The 18,682-nt window shown below is 38.7% G+C and carries 20 protein-coding genes and 1 other RNA gene; 3 read left to right on the top strand and 18 right to left on the bottom strand.

Going from position 1 to position 18,682, the window contains the following annotated elements; all coding sequences use genetic code 11:
* Positions 1–69: 69 nt before the first annotated feature.
* From RYX56_RS04270 to bioW, 5 genes are all read right to left on the bottom strand, one after another.
* The gene (locus RYX56_RS04270; protein ID WP_317120893.1) at positions 70–1,251 is read right to left on the bottom strand and encodes an acetyl-CoA C-acetyltransferase; all 1,182 of its coding nucleotides are present in this window, start codon (positions 1,249–1,251) and stop codon (positions 70–72) included.
* A 136-nt stretch (positions 1,252–1,387) separates the two neighbouring features.
* Positions 1,388–2,335 carry a D-2-hydroxyacid dehydrogenase gene (locus RYX56_RS04265; RefSeq protein WP_317120892.1) on the bottom strand — a complete coding sequence of 316 codons (948 nt, stop codon included), beginning with the start codon at positions 2,333–2,335 and terminating at the stop codon, positions 1,388–1,390.
* A 58-nt stretch (positions 2,336–2,393) separates the two neighbouring features.
* Positions 2,394–3,608, bottom strand: a complete 1,215-nt coding sequence (locus RYX56_RS04260) for a cytochrome P450 (RefSeq protein ID WP_317120891.1) — start codon at positions 3,606–3,608, stop codon at positions 2,394–2,396.
* A 16-nt stretch (positions 3,609–3,624) separates the two neighbouring features.
* A complete protein-coding gene (bioF, locus tag RYX56_RS04255; protein WP_317121304.1) occupies positions 3,625–4,815 on the bottom strand; it encodes an 8-amino-7-oxononanoate synthase in 1,191 nt (396 codons plus the stop codon).
* On the bottom strand, positions 4,778–5,602 hold the full coding sequence (bioW, locus tag RYX56_RS04250) for a 6-carboxyhexanoate--CoA ligase (RefSeq protein WP_317120890.1): 825 nt from the start codon (positions 5,600–5,602) through the stop codon (positions 4,778–4,780). The genes bioF and bioW overlap by 38 nt, the downstream gene beginning before the upstream one ends.
* A 186-nt stretch (positions 5,603–5,788) precedes the next feature.
* Here bioW and RYX56_RS04245 point away from each other — a divergent pair, with 186 nt between their 5' ends.
* On the top strand, positions 5,789–6,877 hold the full coding sequence (locus tag RYX56_RS04245; RefSeq protein WP_317120889.1) for a tyrosine-type recombinase/integrase: 1,089 nt from the start codon (positions 5,789–5,791) through the stop codon (positions 6,875–6,877).
* A gap of 78 nt (positions 6,878–6,955) precedes the next feature.
* Entirely contained in the window at positions 6,956–7,687 is a 732-nt protein-coding gene (locus RYX56_RS04240) for a YwaF family protein (RefSeq protein WP_317120888.1), read from the top strand.
* Here the strand turns inward: RYX56_RS04240 and RYX56_RS04235 are convergent.
* The 3 genes from RYX56_RS04235 to RYX56_RS04225 all read right to left on the bottom strand — a co-directional run bounded on the left by RYX56_RS04235 (position 7,684) and on the right by RYX56_RS04225 (position 10,059).
* Positions 7,684–8,016, bottom strand: a complete 333-nt coding sequence (locus tag RYX56_RS04235; RefSeq protein WP_317120887.1) for a DUF3221 domain-containing protein — start codon at positions 8,014–8,016, stop codon at positions 7,684–7,686. The two genes, RYX56_RS04240 and RYX56_RS04235, sit on opposite strands and share 4 nt — an antisense overlap.
* A 61-nt stretch (positions 8,017–8,077) precedes the next feature.
* Positions 8,078–8,371 (bottom strand): hypothetical protein, encoded by a 294-nt coding sequence (locus tag RYX56_RS04230; protein WP_317120886.1) that lies wholly within the window; start codon positions 8,369–8,371, stop codon positions 8,078–8,080.
* Positions 8,372–8,541: 170 nt separating this feature from the next.
* A complete protein-coding gene (locus tag RYX56_RS04225) occupies positions 8,542–10,059 on the bottom strand; it encodes a carboxypeptidase M32 (RefSeq protein WP_317120885.1) in 1,518 nt (505 codons plus the stop codon).
* Positions 10,060–10,211: 152 nt separating this feature from the next.
* Here RYX56_RS04225 and RYX56_RS04220 point away from each other — a divergent pair, with 152 nt between their 5' ends.
* Positions 10,212–10,526 (top strand): HesB/YadR/YfhF family protein, encoded by a 315-nt coding sequence (locus RYX56_RS04220; protein ID WP_317120884.1) that lies wholly within the window; start codon positions 10,212–10,214, stop codon positions 10,524–10,526.
* A gap of 32 nt (positions 10,527–10,558) precedes the next feature.
* Here the strand turns inward: RYX56_RS04220 and RYX56_RS04215 are convergent, their stop codons facing one another.
* The 10 genes from RYX56_RS04215 to RYX56_RS04170 all read right to left on the bottom strand — a co-directional run bounded on the left by RYX56_RS04215 (position 10,559) and on the right by RYX56_RS04170 (position 18,642).
* Positions 10,559–10,807, bottom strand: coding sequence for a DUF2564 family protein (locus RYX56_RS04215; protein WP_317120883.1), 249 nt, complete (start codon positions 10,805–10,807; stop codon positions 10,559–10,561).
* A 137-nt stretch (positions 10,808–10,944) separates the two neighbouring features.
* Positions 10,945–12,093 (bottom strand): THUMP domain-containing class I SAM-dependent RNA methyltransferase, encoded by a 1,149-nt coding sequence (locus RYX56_RS04210; RefSeq protein WP_317120882.1) that lies wholly within the window; start codon positions 12,091–12,093, stop codon positions 10,945–10,947.
* Positions 12,094–12,244: 151 nt separating this feature from the next.
* Positions 12,245–12,633, bottom strand: an RNA gene (rnpB, locus tag RYX56_RS04205) — RNase P RNA component class B.
* A gap of 66 nt (positions 12,634–12,699) precedes the next feature.
* On the bottom strand, positions 12,700–13,092 hold the full coding sequence (locus RYX56_RS04200) for a reverse transcriptase-like protein (protein WP_317120881.1): 393 nt from the start codon (positions 13,090–13,092) through the stop codon (positions 12,700–12,702).
* 30 nt (positions 13,093–13,122) lie between these two features.
* On the bottom strand, positions 13,123–13,434 hold the full coding sequence (gene gpsB, locus RYX56_RS04195; protein WP_317120880.1) for a cell division regulator GpsB: 312 nt from the start codon (positions 13,432–13,434) through the stop codon (positions 13,123–13,125).
* A 93-nt stretch (positions 13,435–13,527) separates the two neighbouring features.
* A complete protein-coding gene (locus RYX56_RS04190; protein ID WP_317121303.1) occupies positions 13,528–14,085 on the bottom strand; it encodes an SLOG family protein in 558 nt (185 codons plus the stop codon).
* A 74-nt stretch (positions 14,086–14,159) separates the two neighbouring features.
* Positions 14,160–14,663, bottom strand: coding sequence for a spore coat protein (locus RYX56_RS04185; RefSeq protein WP_317120879.1), 504 nt, complete (start codon positions 14,661–14,663; stop codon positions 14,160–14,162).
* Positions 14,664–14,746: 83 nt separating this feature from the next.
* Positions 14,747–14,884, bottom strand: a complete 138-nt coding sequence (locus RYX56_RS04180; RefSeq protein WP_317120878.1) for a hypothetical protein — start codon at positions 14,882–14,884, stop codon at positions 14,747–14,749.
* A 180-nt stretch (positions 14,885–15,064) separates the two neighbouring features.
* Positions 15,065–16,354, bottom strand: a complete 1,290-nt coding sequence (locus RYX56_RS04175; protein WP_317120877.1) for a ribonuclease H-like domain-containing protein — start codon at positions 16,352–16,354, stop codon at positions 15,065–15,067.
* Positions 16,354–18,642 (bottom strand): DEAD/DEAH box helicase, encoded by a 2,289-nt coding sequence (locus tag RYX56_RS04170; RefSeq protein WP_317120876.1) that lies wholly within the window; start codon positions 18,640–18,642, stop codon positions 16,354–16,356. The genes RYX56_RS04175 and RYX56_RS04170 overlap by 1 nt, the downstream gene beginning before the upstream one ends.
* Between the last annotated feature and the right edge of the window lie 40 nt (positions 18,643–18,682).

The raw sequence follows: 18,682 nt of genomic DNA, 5'->3' as shown, positions 1-18,682 counted from the left end.
GTGTTTATTAAAGAGTAGTATATCATAAAAAAAGAGAGCTCATATCAGAGCTCTCTTTAAATCATATCATTATGGACGTTCTACGATAAGTGCCGTTCCTTGTCCGCCACCAATACATAATGTAGCAAGACCACGCTTTGCATCGCGACGTTTCATTTCATGTAAAAGAGTAACAAGTACACGCGTACCTGAGGCTCCTACCGGATGACCAAGCGCAATGGCTCCACCATTTACATTGACTTTCTCTGGATCAAGTCCCAAATCTTTCACTACTGCAAGTGATTGAGCAGCGAAAGCTTCATTCGCTTCAATAAGATCAAGATCTTCAACAGAAAGACCAGCTTTAGCTAACGCTTTTTTCGTAGCTGGTACAGGACCATACCCCATGATTTTAGGGTCAAGTGCTGCGTTACCATACGATTTAATCGTCGCTAGTGGCTCAATTCCTAATTCTTCAGCTTTCTCTTTTGCCATTAAGACGACCATTGCTGCACCATCATTGATACCTGATGCATTCGCAGCTGTAACGGTTCCGTCTTTTTTAAATGCAGGACGAAGCTTCGCAAGTTTCTCCATTGTTAAGCCGTGCTTTGGATGTTCATCAGTATCAACTATGACTGGCTCACCTTTACGTTGTGGTACTGGTACTGGCACAATCTCCTCAGCAAATAAGCCTGCTTTTTGAGCTTTTTCAGCACGTTGTTGACTACGAAGAGCAAACTCATCTTGCATTTCACGCGTTAATTCCCATCTTTCAGCGATATTCTCAGCTGTCACACCCATATGAATGTTGTTGAATTTATCTGTTAGTGCATCATAGATCATGGTATCAACTAATTTGCCATCGCCCATACGTTGACCCCAACGAGCATTTGGCATCACATATGGTGCTTGACTCATGTTTTCAACACCACCTGCAAGGATGACATCTGCATCCCCTAAAGCGATAAACTGAGCACCCATGCTCACCGTACGTAAACCAGATCCACATAGTTTGTTGATCGCTAAGGCTGGAGTGATTTCAGGTAAGCCCGCATAGATGGCTACTTGACGAGCAACGTTTTGACCTAGACCTGCTGATAAGATATTACCAATTAGTACTTCATCAATATCCTCTGGTTGGATGTTGGCACGTTTTATAGCTTCCTTTGCAGCAACTGCTCCAAGGTCCACTGCTGGTACACTTGAAAGGGCACCTCCAAATGTTCCAACTGGTGTACGTGCTGCACTTACAATAACGACTTCTCTCATGACTAATGTCCTCCTTCATGTTGTTAAAACAACTATACCAACAGTTTCTTAATAGTAGATTCATTCGACAAAACGACAACGAATCCTGCCACTATATTCAATGCAATTTTTATGCCAATATATTAAAAGTAACTCGTCAATACCCATTTTTAATATCGACTTGATTCAGCAGCTCTTTGTTTTGCTCAATGTTAAAAAGCGTATCAATAAAACATGATACAGCCTCGTCCGGAGTGGTCACGGCGGATATATGAGGAGTAATTATGATCTTAGGATGATCCCAAAAAGGGTGCCCAGAAGGAAGCGGCTCTTCACGGAACACATCGAGAACAGCAAACCGTAAAGTGCCCTTGTCGATTGCTAGAAGGAGTGCCTCTTCATCCACTGAAGCCCCTCTTCCCACATTAATAAAACCTGCTTGTGTGAAACAGGAGAATAAGTGTTCATCAAATAAGAATTCAGTCTCTGTTGTAAGCGGCAAGGTGTTAATGATATATCCGACATCCTTTAATTCGCTTTGATGTTCATTTATCGCAAATACTTTTGTGAAAAAATCTTTTTGTCGACCGCTGCGAGACACACCGTACACATCCATACCAAACAGCGATAAAACTCTGGCCGTCTCTTGACCAATTTCCCCTGTTCCATATATAACAGCTTTCTTATCTTTCATTAATATAGGAGTTCGTGGCTCCCAGATTTTCTTGTTACTATCCTCTGCAAATAGATGGTGTTGCTGTAGGTCTTGTAAGATATAGCTTAAAGTATATTGGGCTATCCTTTGACCAAACGAACAAATCGTCCTTGTTAATAGAACACCCTCATCCCAACTCTTATTATGTAAGAAACGATCTACGCCAGCCCCCAGCGAATGAACCCACTTTACTTTACTGTAGTCAAAGTCTGCTTGACTGTTAAAGGTGGCAATAGCATCTGCCCAATCTAAGTCAGCGTCAGTGACCTCTTCTTCAGATTTAAAACGAAAGCATTGTACCAGTTTCTCATTTTCAATTAGTTGTTTTAATTCCCTATACATTGGACTTATCATTAAAATATGTGAAATATTCAAATTGTAAAAACGCACAACTATCCCCTCCATTGCCTATGATTCTACCATTTAGCAGCTCTATAGACAAAGAGAACTATTTTGATGTGTTAAACGTTTTGATCCTTAGTTGTTCAAGGGAACGAAAGCCCATCAATTTTCGCCATTTGATTTGATTACTAACGAGTTCGTATGTGTTTAAACGTTGTAAAAGAGCAGCTAAAGCAGCCTGCGCTTCCAACCTGGCAAGTGTGGAACCTAAACAAAAATGTGCACCCATTCCAAAAGAGAGGTGCGGAATACTCTTTCTTGAAATGATAAATTCATTTGGCTTCTCAAATACTTCAGGATCTCGATTAGCCGCTCCCAGCATAAGATAGATTTGATCACCGCTCGTCAGTTGATGGCCAGCGATTTCTGTATCTTTCATCGCAACCCTGGCTGTCAATTGTGTAGGACTCTCATATCTTAATACTTCTTCGATCGAAGGGGCGACTAAGGAAGAATCACTCTTTAAAAGCTCCCATTGGGCAGGATGCTTGGCAAAAGCTAATACCGTGTTACTAATTAAGTTAACAGTCGTCTCATGCCCGGCTATAACGAGTAAAATGGAAGTAGCAATTAATTCTTCGTTCGTTATCTTGTCTTCTTCTTTAATCAGCTTGCTGATAAGGTCATTACAGGGTTTTTTTCTCTTCTTGTCGATTACTAATGTAAAGTAATCGTTAAGTTCCCCTATTAAGCGATCACTTTCTTCAAGTGTTTTATGTGATCTCGAAAAATCAATCGATTGAAGTAACGCACTAGCCCATACTCTAAAGCGTTTCCGGTCTTCTTCAGGAACGCCTAAAATGGTTGCAATGACTAGGCTTGTAAGCGGAAAAGCAAACTCTGATACAACATCAAATTCTTTTTTTACAATGAGCTCATCTAGCAAGGAATGAGTGATTTTCTCTATTAAGGGCTTAAACTCTTCTACTTGTTTGGGTGTGAATCCTTTATTCACTAGTAGGCGGAGCTTGCGGTGATCGTGGTTATTCATGTAGAGCATCATCTTGCTTTGGGCTCTTTTGAGATGTCCATATTTCTCTGTAGACCGAGGCAAGGGAATGCGAGTAAAAAATGATGGTTCTTTGAGGATAAGGGCAGCTTCTTTATACCCCGTAACAAACCAGCCAGGTTGTTTTAACATACTTCCCTTATAAATGGGGCTTATTCCACGTAAGCTTTCATACAAGGGATACGGATTTTCCATAAAATCCTCTCTTTTTAGACGAATCTGTTTTTCCTTGGTTCGGCTAACGATATTCATGCTGTCCCTCCTCCTTTTATACAAAGTTCTTTTCTCTACCAATCACTTTCATATCTCTACCTATTAAATAGAAGCTTTGTAACAAGTGTTCAATATCTCTTTTTTGATGCTCAGCTGTTACCGTTAAGCGGATGCGGCTTTCACCTTCTGGCACGGTAGGAGGTCGAATGGCAGGCGCGAAGATTCCTTTTGCTTGAAGTCTTTCTGCAAATAAAAACGCTTTATCCGCCTCACCAATCATAACGGGAATAATAGGAGTCTCATCTCCGCGGATATTGAACCCTAAGTTTGTTAACCCGCTCCGAACTTGAGCAGATAATGACCGTAATCGTTCTAAGTGCCCTTTATCTGAATCCATTATTTCTAAAGCCGTATAAGCAGAGGCGCAGCTCGCTTGCGGAATAGATGTTTGAAAGATAAAACTTCTTGCATGATTTTTTAAATAATCAATTAATATGCTTGAACCAGCTACAAATCCACCTTCGCAACCTACTGCCTTACTTAAAGTACCGATAATGACATCACTTAACACGCCAAAGTGTTCACTTGTTCCTCGTCCACTTTCACCAACAACCCCCGTACCATGGGCATCATCTACAATGATATATGCTTCGTATTTATCGGCTAATCTTCTCATCTCAACTAGAGGAGCAATGGTACCATCCATACTGAACACACCATCCGTGACAATGAAGCGGCGATTATACTGCATGTTCTCCTTTAACTGCTTTTCGAGTGTTTCCATGTGAAGATGAGGGTATATGACTTTGTCTGCCTTTGATAATCGGCACCCATCGATTAGGCTTGCATGGTTTAACTCGTCGCTTAAAATGAGATCTCCTTGTTTAGGTATACTTGATAGAACGCCTATATTAGCTAAGTAACCGCTAGAAAATAATAATGCAGCCTCTGTTTGTTTGAAAGAAGCTAGTTTCGTTTCAAGCTTTTGGTGCCAAGTTGTATTTCCTGTTGTTAACCTAGAGCCAGAACTGCCTGTACCAAACTCTTCTATGGCCAATTTTGCTGCATCAGCAAGCCTTTTATCTGCTGCTAATCCTAAGTAATTATTTGATGAAAAGACTAGTTGCTCGACTCCATCGATTCTATTCGTTCGTTTCGGAGCTGATTCCATCGTTCGGAACGTTCGATATAATCCTGCTTTCTTTGTATCAGTTAGCTGTTGTGCCAGGAAATGATCTAGACTCATCATTTATCACCTGCTCTTTTTCCCAGTGAATAAATACTGGCTGCCTCGTTAAATAGTTGATATAGGCATCAAGATTTTCGACCTTTGTTGGATCAACATAGAAAATACGGCAGCCTTTTTCGTCCCCTAATTCCTTAAGCTGAGTAATCCGCTGATAGCCAAGAGCTCGGTTCGCCACATATCCAGTAATGTAATCAGGATCATCTGACCAGCATAGTTCAGCGGTTGTTGCAGGGTGATGAATGACTTTTGTTGCTAAAACTAGTGCTTCTTTCATTCTGTTGTTTTGTGGAAGATGATAGGTTTTAGCCCAGCTTTCAAAATTATTCCAAGGCCAATCCATCCGTGACACTCTCACCCCATTTTTGGCAGGGTCATCTAGTCTTTGGCCAGTGTGAACATCGATTAAGACCGCTCCCCGTAGTTCGGAGATTTGTGATAGTACTTGGTAAGACTTATTAATCACGTTATGGTGCACGCCAGCTTCTGTTAATAAAGATCGAGCGGTCGCTTGCCCTCGTTCAATGGTAGTAACAGAATTAGTGTGAACAGCTAATGGGGCAACATGCTCAACAGATTGTTCAATCTTTTCAAATTCAACATTCATAAACTCAGGTTTACCCCGCGAATGAGTGAGTCCTTTTTCTACTAATCTTGCAATAGAAGATTCAAGCTCACTGAATGTAGCGATCACCTCTCCGCCCGAGATATGTTTTCCTCCGTTCTTATGAGAATCCCCTTTGGCAGCTCTCATTCTGACACTGTAGTATGTATGTTCACTTTGCATTGTTTCACCTTCCTTAGTTTCTCTCTGTCATTTATGTCAACCGAGTTATATATTAAGTTAACAATCTATAAGGAAGGTTGTCAATAACTCTTAGCAATTCATACCAAACTATTTTATCTACGTTCCATGAAATCAACATTTCACAGAACGTATATTTTACGATAAACTAGTAATGAGGTGAATACTATGTCATTCTTTGCAAAATTAAATGATTTACATAAAAACGCCGAAAGACAAACAGATGTTCTCACGGCGGCAATTAGAGCGCAATATCGTAAAATTGATCTACTTCCTCCATTTATTCAACAATATTTAGTGAGTAGAATTTCGTTAGGGTATTCGAAACAAACGATTCAACGATACATATATGACTATCATTATTTCTTTCAATATGTTGAGCGGGTTTCAGAAGATCGTAGCTTTCTAGCATCTGAGGTTTCACTTAAAGATTTTTTACAAATTGAAAAAGGTGCCATTGAGTATTATATCTCCTATCTTGCTCTTGAAATGGAAAATGAACCGAGGACGATTAACCGTAAAGTGTCTGCTCTGCAATCATTATTTGATTATCTTGTTAAAAAAGGTGAAACTTCGATTAATCCAGTGATTGGTGTTGAACGACCAAAAATCGGAAAAAGAGAACCTGTTTTTCTAACTCTTTCTGAAGCCCAGCTTCTACTAAAGACCATTCGTGATACTTCCCATTTATCTAGACGCCAATTACGTTATGCCAATAAATTAGTTGAACGTGATTATGCTGTCATCTATCTTTTACTTAGTTCAGGTCTAAGAATATCTGAATTAGCGAATTTAAAAATGAAAGATGTTGATGAGGTCGAAAAAGCAATTAAGGTTCGAGGGAAAGGCAATAAGGAGCGCAGAATTCCTCTTTCAGTGGAAACGGTAGATGTAATCAACCATTATCTCAATTCCTTGCCGATAAAATACCGTCCGAGCGGGGGGGAAGATTTTCTATTTGTAGGCTATGATTTTCAAGTACAGCAATACTCAAAAGGAGTTACCATTAGTGCTTTACAAAAAATGATTCAACGACAATTAAAGCGAGCAAAAGAGCAATATCAGTTTCTTCGTCATAAAGATATTACCGCTCATAAATTAAGACATAGCTTTGCGACAGCCCTTGTTTCAAATGGAGTCGATGTATTGACAGTTCAAAGTTTGCTTGGTCACGAGTCTGTTGCAACGACACAAGTGTATGCTCATGTTCAAGACCATGCAAGACAAGAAGCGATTCAACGATTATCGATTTCTTAAGTATCCGGCTGTATAAAGTATCGACATTCGTTCTATAGTATACAGAGAATGGTTTAGATTAAGTCGAGGTGATAACGCTTGTACGATAAATATTTTGCACCAGGTCACTATCTAGATTATCCGATTTTCTTATCAATCGATCATTTAGTGGTGATTATGATCTTTTTTATTTTAACAGTATGGCTTTATATACGTCGGAATAAAAGCTATATGGGAACAAATATGCGAACTGGACTTCTGATCCTCCTTATCGTTTCTGAGATTAGTCTTTTTGTTTGGACTGTAAGTATAGGAACTTGGGATATTCGTTATAACCTTCCTTTTCACCTTTGTACAATTAGCTTGTTCTTTTGTATCTATATGTTACTGACTAATAAGAAGTGGGTTTTTGAAGTCGTCTATTTTTTTGGATTGGCTGGTGCACTACAAGCAATCCTCACCCCAGATTTATTTTATGGTTTCCCGCATTATCGATTTTTACATTTTTTTATTGCTCATATAGGAATTATTCTTTCTATTCTTTATATGGTGTGGGTGGAAAAATACCGTGTAACCATGAGATCAGTCGTAAAATCCTTTGTTGTTTTAAACGGTTTAGCGGCTGTTGTATATCTGATTAATATATTGACGGGAGCTAATTATATGTTCTTAGCTTATAAGCCTGAAGGTGCTAGTTTGTTAGATTTTCTAGGCCCTCACCCTTGGTACATACTCCAATTAGAACTAATCGCACTGGCTATGTTTACCTTGCTGTATCTCCCATTTCACTTTACAAGAAAATCAAATGAAAAAAAACAAGGCGCTGGTTAGTCGACTCCTTGTTTTTCTATTTTTTCAGCATATCCTTGAGCTGGGAAAGATTCCATCACCGGAGCATTGGTCCAAACGACGACTGTATGTCCAACTGATAAATCAGAATGTTCGATTGTTTGACCCAGCTCATTTATAATGACCGTCTCATTATCTATACTAAAGTAAATTTCATCCGCAACTAGAATAGATTGATCAGCCTTATCGGTGATCTTTCCAGTAATATAAGGTTCATTAGTTTTTGATGGATCTTTTTCAATTTCGTTTGTACAAGCTGCTGCTAACAATACGATCATCATTAAAAGTAATGGCCTGAGTAAAGCTTTCAATTAATCGCCTCCGCTCTTTCTTTTATATATAGAACGATTAATTGTAGTCATAAGTTTCAAGTTAATTCAATTCCCAGTTCTCAATTTCTAATCCGTGATCAATTAACAAGCTTCTGTCTTTTTCTTTTAAAGTAGATGTTGTAGATGAGCTTAATACCACGGTTCCATATACTGCAGCAACTTCATCACGATGCTTTCTCCATGCTTCGTGATGACAAAATGCTTTGTATTCATTTCCACTTTTTTTATATTTAAACTCCGTAAAAGGTCCACCTATTAATTCTTCTATTTGCTTAGGATCGTCTAATTGTGAATAGGTTGGTTCTTTTCTTGGTTGAAAAATCACCACATCCATTTACTTATCACCTCTAGCACAAGTATAGGAAATCTTGGTTCATTCTATTCATCTTGTATATCATTTGTTTAGGTATTTGTATTATAATTTTAAAAAGAGTACAGTAATTGAAATTAATAGAGGCAATGTTGAAAAAAGACTGTGCATTTTGTTTGCACAGTCTTAAACGATTAAAACTTATATAAACGACGGTATTTTTCTTCTAAATAACGAACAAGCGGTTTCGAATCAATGCCACCGCCTGTAATATCTTTAATAATTCCAGCTGGCTTTTTCATTTTTCCGTATTGATGAACATGATCGGTCATCCATTGACGAATGGGTGCATAATCACCCGTTCTGATTAATTCATCAAAGCTTGGTAGATCTTTAACCAATGCCTCTTTTAATTGGGCTGAGTAAATGTAACCTAGTGCATAGGACGGGAAGTATCCAAAAGCCCCGAATGACCAGTGAACATCTTGCAAGACCCCTTCTCCATCATGTTCAGGCTTAATACCTAAATACTCTTCCATCTTTTCATTCCATAGATGAGGTAAATCTCTCACCTCTATCTCTCCCTGCATCAACGCTTTTTCAAGTTCATAACGAAGAATGATATGCAGGCAATACGTCAACTCATCACTTTCAATACGAATTAAAGATGGCTTTGATTGGTTCACCGCAAAATAAAAGTCATCTAATGAAATATCATCAAATTGTCCAGATGAATTTTTTTTAAGAAGATCATAGTTTCGCTCCCAGAACCCAAAATTTTTCCCAACAAACTTCTCCCAGAAAAGAGACTGAGACTCATGAATTCCCATTGATGTTCCACTGCATAAAGGTGTTCCAATTAAATCTTGTGAGATGTTTTGTTCATAGAGGGCATGTCCCCCTTCGTGAATTGTTCCAAATAAAGATACGCGAAAATCATCTTCATTGTATTTTGTTGTCACTCGTACATCATTAGGGTTGATGCCGATTGCAAATGGATGAACTGTCTCATCAAGTCGCCCTGCACCAAAGTCATATCCAATTTCCTTCAGAATATCTTTACTTAACGCTTGCTGGTTCTCACGAGGAAATTTCTCAAATAAGAAGTCCGTTCGTGGTTGATGGCCTGATTCCGTTACCCCTTTTACTAAAGGTATTAATTGGTCTCGAAGTTCTCCAAATACTTTGTCGATCGTATCGACAAACACACCTGGCTCGAAATCATCTAACAATGTATTGTACGGATTTCCATTATGACCCAAATAACCGACAAAACGCTTTTTAAATTCAACAAGTTTTTCTAAGTTCGGTCTAAACATCTCAAAATCAGCTTTGTTTTTCGCTTCTTCCCATACAGACTCTGATTGTGATTGGAGCATCACATATTCCTTGTATTCATCTTTAGGAATCTTTAAGTTACGTTCAAACTCTTTATGGCATTCAGCGACACTCTTTTTTGTGATTTCTGATAAATGCTCTTGCGCTGACTCTTCACGTAACTCTCCTAAATACCCTGCCATCTCCTCAGATGTTGAGAGTTGAAAAAGATCTGATGATAACGTACCAATGACCTCAGAACGTTGTTGGATTCCTTTCTTCGGAGCTCCTGTTCTTGCATCCCAGGCAAGTAGCGATAACGCTTGCCCATAGTCCTCCATTTTTTTCGTATATGCTAAGAAATCTTCTTCTACTTTTTTAAATCTCTCACTCATATGATTGCCACCCTTCTTCATTAAAAGACTATGTATTCTTCGTACTCTTTTTAATTCGTCACTCGAACTGTATTTCCTTCTCTTATCAGTGATTTATTCTAGGATCTTGTCGAAATTTGTGATAAGGTGTTAATGGAATAGGAGGTATACAAATGAATCTTACAATAACAGACGCTGCAAGTTCATTTTATATAAATGAAATACCTCTTAAAGAGGGTGATACATTACGATTATTTGTAAGAGTTGGTGGGATTGGTTCTGGTGGCTTTTCTGTTGGCGTGATTAAAGAGCTTCATCAAAAGACTTCTTACATTGTTACAAAACAAGGTGTCGATTTCTTTGTAAACGAAGATGATTTTTGGTATATAGATGGTATGACTATTCACTTTGACGAGGATATGGACTACCTTGAATTTATAAGTCCGAAATTTGAACAAATCGACCATCCAGATTTTGAAGATGAATAAGCAAAAAAATAAACCGACTCATAAGAGTACGGTTATTTTTTTGCTTCATTTAATTGTTGATCAGCTTTTAGTAAAAGTTCCTCAGAGAATTCAAAAAATGTTTGGTCAACACCTGTTTGATGAGACACTGCTCTTTTATATTGTTCTTTTGCTTGGTTCACAGCATCTGTTGCTGCTTCTAATTGTTCTTGATCCATACTCATAGTCGCTTGTCCAACCATGCGTTGAGCTGATTTAATGGCCATTTCAACTTGTTTTAGTTCATTATAAGGTTCGCTCATTCTTATCCCTCATTTCTTTTTTCTCATTACATATCATATACAAATCAATATCAAAGTATTCATCAACTATAAGTTTACATAATAAAATTATAGTTGATTAAAAAATAACACCATTCATATTTGAATGGTGTTATTTTTTAATCATTCATTTCTTTTTTTGGTGGTCTTGGTCCAAAAAATTGATAATAATCCGTCTTAATATTTCCATTATAGAGCTTTCGTTTCTTATTAGCCTTCTTCCCATAAAAAGTTTCAAACTCTTCATGGGAAGTTAACATATATACAGACCATGTATCTAGAAGCTTAAAAGCCTCGCCCATATCACGATACATCTCTTCCACTTCAGCTCTCTCCCCTAGACGTTCCCCGTAAGAAGGGTTGCCGATCAAGATACCGTACTCACCTTTATGTCTAAAATCACCAACCTGCATTTGCTTAAACGTAATTAGATCACCAAAACCCGCTTCCATCGCATTATTTTGAGCAAGTTCTACGCTACGATGGTCAATATCAGATCCCATAATATCAAGTGGTTGATCGTAGTTAGCAACATCTTCTACTTCTTGTCTTGCCGTATTCCAATGCTCTTTTCCTATCCAATGCCAATCTTCTGATACGAATTCTCGGTTAAAGCCCGGTGCGATATTTTGACCAATCATTGCTGCTTCAATCGGTAACGTACCAGATCCACAGAACGGATCTGCAAAAGGGCGATCTGGCTTCCATGTTGTTAACATCACCATAGCTGCTGCAAGCGTCTCTTTTAAAGGTGCTTGGTTATGCAAGTAACGGTATCCTCTTTTATGAAGCCCTGTACCACTTGTATCAATGGTGAGAGTAACTACATCTTTAAGTAGGGCAACCTCTATTCTGTAAAATGGTCCATCTTCATCAAACCAACCACGCTTGTACCTTTTTTTCATGCTTTCAACAACAGCCTTTTTAACAATCGCCTGGCAATCTGACACACTAAAAAGCTTCGATTTTACGGACTTACCAATAACCGGAAATTCTGCATGGACAGGAATGAGATCTGCCCAAGGTAGAGCTTTCGTCTTTTCAAATAACTCATCAAAGGTAAATGCCTTGAACTCTCCTACTTTTAACTTCACACGATCAGCCGTACGGAGCCATAAGTTTACGCGAGGGATGGCACTTACATCGGCTGTAAATTCCACTCTGCCATTTTCTACTTTAATATCTGTATAACCTAAATCTTTTACTTCACGTGCAACAAGGGCTTCTAATCCCATTGTAGCTGTAGCTATTAATGTCACTTTACTCATTGATCCGTATCTCCTTATGTATAAACAGTTGTCTTTATTATACGCTCTGTTAAATGCCCTGACAAATCACAATTATAATTGTGTATATAAATGAAAAAAACCCCTATAAGGGGGATTTCTCAATGTCGCTCAATGAAGTCATCGATAACTGTTCGATAAGCCATGTTCTGTACCTTAGTACTACAAGCGGTGATGAACCTCGTACTCCGGTGGTAATCATCTATCTACAAGACCATTGATCTTGTTCATCTGACCCGTTCAATTCCGGTTCAGAAAATGCCCCTACCAAATTTTGGGTTTCTCGCTCGTGGGGTTTACCTCGTTCCACTCCACACGTTTCCATATGGACTCCGTCACTGTGGCACTTTCAAAGTTCGCACACCATATCAAGAGACTTAGGTGCTTCCCTTGCCGTTAGTCCAGCAAAAGCCAGACTACCCTAGCTTATGAATTGGCTAGGCACGAACACTACTAGCATCTCAGCTAGTGCGAGCATGGACTTTCCTCTACACGATAAACGTGCAGCGATCACCTGAACAGTTATTTTTGTCATAAGCGACAAAACTAATTATACCTATCTTCGTAATGCAAATCAAGGGTAATTATTTACTTTGACTTTTGAATCGCTTTTCTAGCTAATTGATCTGCATTACGATTTTGTTTGCTTGGTATCCACTTCAAAAAAAACAATTCAAAGCCATCAATATAAGTAAGAGCTTGCTTTAAATAGGGATCATAGCGTTTATTTTTAACATAACGCTTCTCAACGGCTTGATCAATCAATTGAGAATCTGTTCGAAATGAAACATGTTTAAACTCTTTTTCCTTGCAGATTTTAAGCGCATGAATTAATGCTTCATATTCTGCTTCATGATTAGACATGTTCCCTAAAGGGATGGAAAATTGTTCTACATTTCCATCTTTATAATTAATAAAAACCCCTGCACCTGAAGGGCCAGGGTCCCCGGCACTCGCACCGTCAATGTAGATGTCAATCAATTCCCTCTCCCCTTATCGAAGTTCTCTCGCTTATTCGTATAATTTACTACCGAATACTTTTTTCTCTAAATTCGATAAGCGCTGTAAAATATCATAATTCGTACTTCCTGCATTTGGTGTTGATGTTTGACGTTGCGGTCGTTCAGATAATTGCTTCATCTCTTGTCGAAGCTTTTGATTTTCTTTCTCCAACTGTGCAACTCTTTTTTGATAAGCTTCATAATCTTGAATGATGGAGTCAAGAAACTTATCCACTTCATCAGGATTATACCCACGCATACTTGTTTTAAATTCTTTATCTAAGATATCTTTTGCTGATAAACGAATTTCTGGATTATTCATTCCCATCACCTCTATGACTGTTCAACCTTATAGGTTATTTCTTTCTATTTTTTCAAAACTTCGCTATCTTGTCAATTTGAATTATTCGACTTATTAATAATCCGTGTGATTCATTTGCTCATCTTGTATAAGTAAATCGAGATCTGTGGGTGTAATGTAGTGGATAATAAAGTTCTGCTGCTCTGCTTTAATTTTAGCAGGTTCTAGGTAGTACATTGGTGAGCCTGGCTTTTCTTCATCTACTAGAAGCAGTAACCCATGTGATTTTTCAATAATAAACTCGTTTTTTAATCTAAGCTGTGCTGGACTATCATATGGGCGTTTTGTAATACTGTCAACAAAATCAGCTTGGTTAATAATGGAGTTGTAATGTTGCTGGGTCTCTTCTTTCCAACGCTCCTCTTGCTTTAAAAAAGGAGTTAAAACAGAAAGTTTCAATTGCGGAAATTCTTCCTTAAGAGATAAGACAACTTCAGCTGCCCACAACTCAACACCTAACTGCCCACTAATAATAACCCATTCTAATCCCTCATCTATAAATGTACGGAGCTTTTGTTCAATCGCTTTTTTTATGTAGGCAATTCCTTGATGTTTTTGATCGAAAATACCTAGCTCATGAGCTTTATAGCCGGATATCGCTAACACTTTCATCATCTAATTACCCCTTATGAAAGAAATCAGGGCCTAGCACCATAGTGGTCTAGACCCTGTTGATTATTACCTGATTAACGGTAGGTACAACCGCACCCGCCGTTATCTTTGCCCATAGGTCCCATATATGCTCCTGCAGTAGGTCCCATGTTTGGTGCCATATTCGCACCTGCTTGTGGACCGAATCCCATAGGTCCCATGTTTGGTCCCATATTTGCACCCGCTTGTGGACCGAATCCCATAGGTCCCATATTTGCTCCTGCCATAGGACCCATAGCTTGCGGGCCGTATCCTCCCATTGGTGGACGAGGCGGCATCATAGCTCCAGCAACTTGTGGACCAGGTCCGTGCCCTACAAACTGTTGACTTGAGATTGTTTGCTTAAATGAGTCGGTATGCGGGAAGCTGTGAACGTGCTTATATACATGGTTTGTAACATGAGTTGTGTGTGTTGGATGAACTTCTGGTACAATGTATTCACATGTTTTTTGAGTAACATTGCACTTAGTCGGGTGAACAACTGCTGGCATTACTTTTGTACACGTCGGGGGTTGATGACACTTATTCCATTTTTTCATAGGTTAACTTCCTCCTTTTATTGGTGAGTCAATATTAACCTATGTAAAAACGTATACAGGTGTACTAGTTGTTTCACCTATTTCTAAGCACTTATCTCGCTTTTTACCGAGATTGGGCTGTTTTGTTGCAAGTTTGTAGAAGCCTCGTCTTTCATTTCACTCATAAAAAAAACGGTAAATCCAATCATTAGGAAAAATAAAATCAACAATGCTTTACTCATACTTTTCTCACTCTTTTCTTCAACTCAATTTCCAGTTCATATTTTACTTGCTTTTAATGAGCTTGACAATTGATTTTTCTGAAGAATCGAGCACAAATTAATCAATTCACACAATTGTAACATTTTGAAGAAAAAAGCCGTTTTTTGCGCTTGCCCAGGAAATAGATCTTGACTTTTTCCTTAAGTCGATTTCTTCTTTCTTTTCAAACGCTCTTTTCTTTTTATTAATTCATTTTCAAGTTTTTCTTCTTTTTTATTTTTACGGACAAATCCTTCCGTTAGTGCATCATATGCTAGGGTAGAATACTCAAGAGCTTGATCAATTTCTTTAAAATGGTGTTCCATTAATTTAGAAACCTCTATAGCACTTTCAATCAAGTATTCATTCTGATCAATCAACTTATTGAAAAGCAATAAAGCCTCTTCATACTCTTTTCGTTGCTTCTTGATGTGAGCAAGTGCAAGAATAGCTTTAGGTTGTATAGGATCAGTTGTGAGGCTCACTGATTCATAAAGCTTTTTGGCTGCTTCTTTCTCGCCTAAATATTTATACCATCTCGCAATTTCATACTTCTCAACCGGGTGGATAGAAGAGGATGAATCTTCTTCCCACGCATTAAAGATAAGCTTAGACATATGTACATAAAGAGTAATCAATGAAAGAATATCCCATTCATGATGCTGGATGATCCCCTTCACTAAGCCTGGATCTTGTTCTTGAAGGAAATCAAAATAAAGCATAGGTGCTAAATATCCAGGGGTATCCTCTACTCGACTAAAACCAAGAATATCACTCTCTACTATAGAAAGCTTACAGGAAGGTAGTTGCTCCTTCCATAGTCTTCTAGCTGCATGAAGTAAATCGTAATGTCCAAATTTCGGCAATTGAGGCACTTGACTTCGGACAAAGGTATGACGCGTTTTTACTTGTGGCCAATCAAAAGCTTTACCATTATAAGTCACTAAGTTTTTCATGTCGTTAACATCCGTTAAAAAATGATGATAGAACGCGACTTCCGCTTCCGGTCCTGGCAGGAAATATTGGCGAACAATTACTTCTTTCTCCGTCACTTGTCCATACCCTAATAAAAAGATTCTGTTGCCAGCGCCACTGCTTAAACCAGTGGTCTCTGTATCAAAAAACAACAGTTCATTTTGCTCTCTTCCATTAGAAGATAAAGGGTGCGGGATGTGATAATCCTGCCATTTCTCGACAACAGTTTTGAGTTCGGAGAAATGATAGATTCCGTGTTTTGTATCAATTGGATAACGTACCTCACGGATTAGCGTATATTGATCTTCAAACCATTTTGGAACAGTCGCGTTGTTCTTCCATTCATCTATAAAAGGCACCACTTCTTCTTCCCTAACCGTTAGATCTTCTTTAACTTCATTTTGAGGAGGGCTTGTTTCATTTGGTTGTAAATTCATATGTTTTTTTAGTCTACTAAGTTTTCCTTTTAAAGCCATTAATCACAACCCCCTCTCAGTTTTTTTAGCATCCCGACCAATCGTAGCACAGTCGACTTCACATAAGTTCCTGCTTCACCTGATGCACCGACACAAGCAGGGCAGCCATTTTCACACGAACAGGATCTTACTAATGTAGCGACATTTTCTAGGATGATGTCAATATTTCGATAAACTTCCTTTGCCAACCCAATTCCACCGGGATAACGATCATAAATGAAGATCGTCGGCTTTTCTGAATGGTCAGCTTTCATTTGCGGGATCACATGTAAATCATTTCGGTCACACATAACAAAGACGGGTGCAACATGTTGAAAAAGGTGAGCTAGTCCGATTAAGGCTTGATCAAATGCCCCTTCACTATATTCCGAGACAACAAAATCACTGAAACTTAACCACATAGCATTGGTGTGGAGTTCTTCCTCTGGCAAATGGATTGGACCTGAGCCAATGTTTTCAAATGTCGTTAATTTAATCTTTTTAAAAATTGTTGCCTTTGCATTGACCATGACATCACCAAACGATATCTCTGCATATTCTTTGTTTTTGTGTAAGTCCTCTTCTAATACTTTCAACTGAACTGCTAGATTGGCATCGGTAAAATATTCTACTGCTACTTCCCGTACGAAAGCCTTCTTTTCATCCCAATCTAAATATTCTACTTGATATTGAATGCCTTGATGCAAGTAAATCGCTTCATCATGCAGTAACGTCATCGCACTAAAGCGATCCATCTCTCCTATTACTATTGGATTGGCCACGTCAGATTGATCAATAATAATGACATTTTCTTGAGACGCTGATCGTAAGCTTATACCGTGTGCCGGAAAAGCATCATTCATCCAATACCATTTATTTTGACGATGATGGAGAACCTGCTCTTCCGTTAAAAATTCTAAAACATCTTCAACTTCTACCCCGTCAAATGTTTCTTCTTTTTTAAAAGGCAATTCATAGGCTGCACATTTCAAATGGTCCACTAAAATAACGAGATTGTCTGGATTAATCCTTGCTGATTCTGGAGACCGTTCAAAAAAGTAGTCAGGATGATTAATGACGTATTGATCGATAGGCGTAGATCCAGCGACCATAATAATGACGGACTCATTTTGCCTACGCCCCGCACGACCTGCCTGTTGCCAAGCACTTGCAATCGATCCAGGGTATCCTGTCATAATACATACTTGAAGTTGTCCGATATCCACTCCGAGTTCGAGGGCATTTGTACTAACTACTCCAATGATTTCCCCAGAGCGTAGGCCTCTTTCTATTTCACGTCGTTGTTTAGGGAGATACCCTCCTCTATATCCACGAATTGTGTCTGGCTCAATTTTCTTTTTTGTTAATTCTTGTAAATGACTTAAAATAATCTCTACACGCACACGACTTTTAGCAAAAACAATGGTTTGAATTTTATTTTCTAAAAAGCGTTTGGCTAAATCATTCACTTCTACCGTTGCACTTTTTCGGATGTTCATCGCCTCATTCACGATTGGTGGGTTGTAGAAAAGAAAATGTTTCTTCCCCCTAGGCGCGCCGTTGTTGTCTACTAAACGCATGGGAACACCAGTCAATCCCTCTGCAAGTTCTTTGGGATTAGCAATGGTAGCTGAGGTACAAATGAAAATAGGGTAGCTTCCGTAGTATGCTGCAATTCGCTTTAAGCGACGAATCACATTGGCAACATGACTACCGAAAACACCTCGATAAGTGTGTAATTCATCGATAATGACATATTTTAAATTCTCAAAGAAAGCAACCCATTTCGTATGATGAGGAAGAATGGCAGAGTGGAGCATATCAGGGTTTGTGATCACAATATGCCCAGCCTTTCGCACTGCTTGACGAATAGTAGGAGCTGTGTCTCCATCATATGTAAAACACTTTACATCTACGCCCATTTCCTCAATCAGCTCGTTCATTTCACTCTTTTGATCCTGCGCCAATGCTTTGGTCGGAAATAAATAGAGAGCCCGACTTTCATCATCGTCTAGAATTTGTTGCAAGACGGGAATGTTGTAACAAAGTGTTTTTCCTGAAGCAGTCGGAGTAACCGCTGTTACATTTTCTCCCGAATGAGTGTGTGTAATAGCCTCATGCTGATGCGAATACAACTCGCCTATACCTCTTTTTTGGAGTGCATATTGTATTTTTTCATCTATAAACGTTGGAAAGGCTTTTGTCTTTGCTTCAACCGCTTCAATCTCTTCCCAATGCACAATTCGATCTTTGAAGTCTTCGCTTGTTCTAATCTCCTCTAAAAGTTGTTGCATCGTTTGTTTAAACATCCGTTCCACCTCGATTATCTAATATCTTCATTGTAGCGAA

This window comes from Alkalihalophilus lindianensis (assembly GCF_032843265.1).
In the GTDB taxonomy this organism is placed as follows: domain Bacteria; phylum Bacillota; class Bacilli; order Bacillales; family Bacillaceae_D; genus Alkalihalophilus; species Alkalihalophilus lindianensis.
The sequence above is the reverse complement of the archived record's forward strand: the minus strand, read 5'-3'. Positions and strand labels throughout refer to the sequence as shown.

Bases quoted from the DNA above. Each gene is read 5' to 3' on its own strand.
- RYX56_RS04270 (WP_317120893.1), bottom strand. From the start codon at position 1,251: ATGAGAGAAGTCGTTATTGTAAGTGCAGCACGTACACCAGTTGGAACA.
- RYX56_RS04260 (WP_317120891.1), bottom strand. From the start codon at position 3,608: ATGAATATCGTTAGCCGAACCAAGGAAAAACAGATTCGTCTAAAAAGA.
- bioF (WP_317121304.1), bottom strand. From the start codon at position 4,815: ATGAGTCTAGATCATTTCCTGGCACAACAGCTAACTGATACAAAGAAA.
- bioW (WP_317120890.1), bottom strand. From the start codon at position 5,602: ATGCAAAGTGAACATACATACTACAGTGTCAGAATGAGAGCTGCCAAA.
- RYX56_RS04245 (WP_317120889.1), top strand. From the start codon at position 5,789: ATGTCATTCTTTGCAAAATTAAATGATTTACATAAAAACGCCGAAAGA.
- RYX56_RS04230 (WP_317120886.1), bottom strand. From the start codon at position 8,371: ATGGATGTGGTGATTTTTCAACCAAGAAAAGAACCAACCTATTCACAA.
- RYX56_RS04225 (WP_317120885.1), bottom strand. From the start codon at position 10,059: ATGAGTGAGAGATTTAAAAAAGTAGAAGAAGATTTCTTAGCATATACG.
- RYX56_RS04220 (WP_317120884.1), top strand. From the start codon at position 10,212: ATGAATCTTACAATAACAGACGCTGCAAGTTCATTTTATATAAATGAA.
- RYX56_RS04215 (WP_317120883.1), bottom strand. From the start codon at position 10,807: ATGAGCGAACCTTATAATGAACTAAAACAAGTTGAAATGGCCATTAAA.
- RYX56_RS04210 (WP_317120882.1), bottom strand. From the start codon at position 12,093: ATGAGTAAAGTGACATTAATAGCTACAGCTACAATGGGATTAGAAGCC.
- gpsB (WP_317120880.1), bottom strand. From the start codon at position 13,434: ATGAATAATCCAGAAATTCGTTTATCAGCAAAAGATATCTTAGATAAA.
- RYX56_RS04190 (WP_317121303.1), bottom strand. From the start codon at position 14,085: ATGAAAGTGTTAGCGATATCCGGCTATAAAGCTCATGAGCTAGGTATT.
- RYX56_RS04185 (WP_317120879.1), bottom strand. From the start codon at position 14,663: ATGAAAAAATGGAATAAGTGTCATCAACCCCCGACGTGTACAAAAGTA.
- RYX56_RS04180 (WP_317120878.1), bottom strand. From the start codon at position 14,884: ATGAGTAAAGCATTGTTGATTTTATTTTTCCTAATGATTGGATTTACC.
- RYX56_RS04175 (WP_317120877.1), bottom strand. From the start codon at position 16,354: ATGGCTTTAAAAGGAAAACTTAGTAGACTAAAAAAACATATGAATTTA.
- RYX56_RS04170 (WP_317120876.1), bottom strand. From the start codon at position 18,642: ATGTTTAAACAAACGATGCAACAACTTTTAGAGGAGATTAGAACAAGC.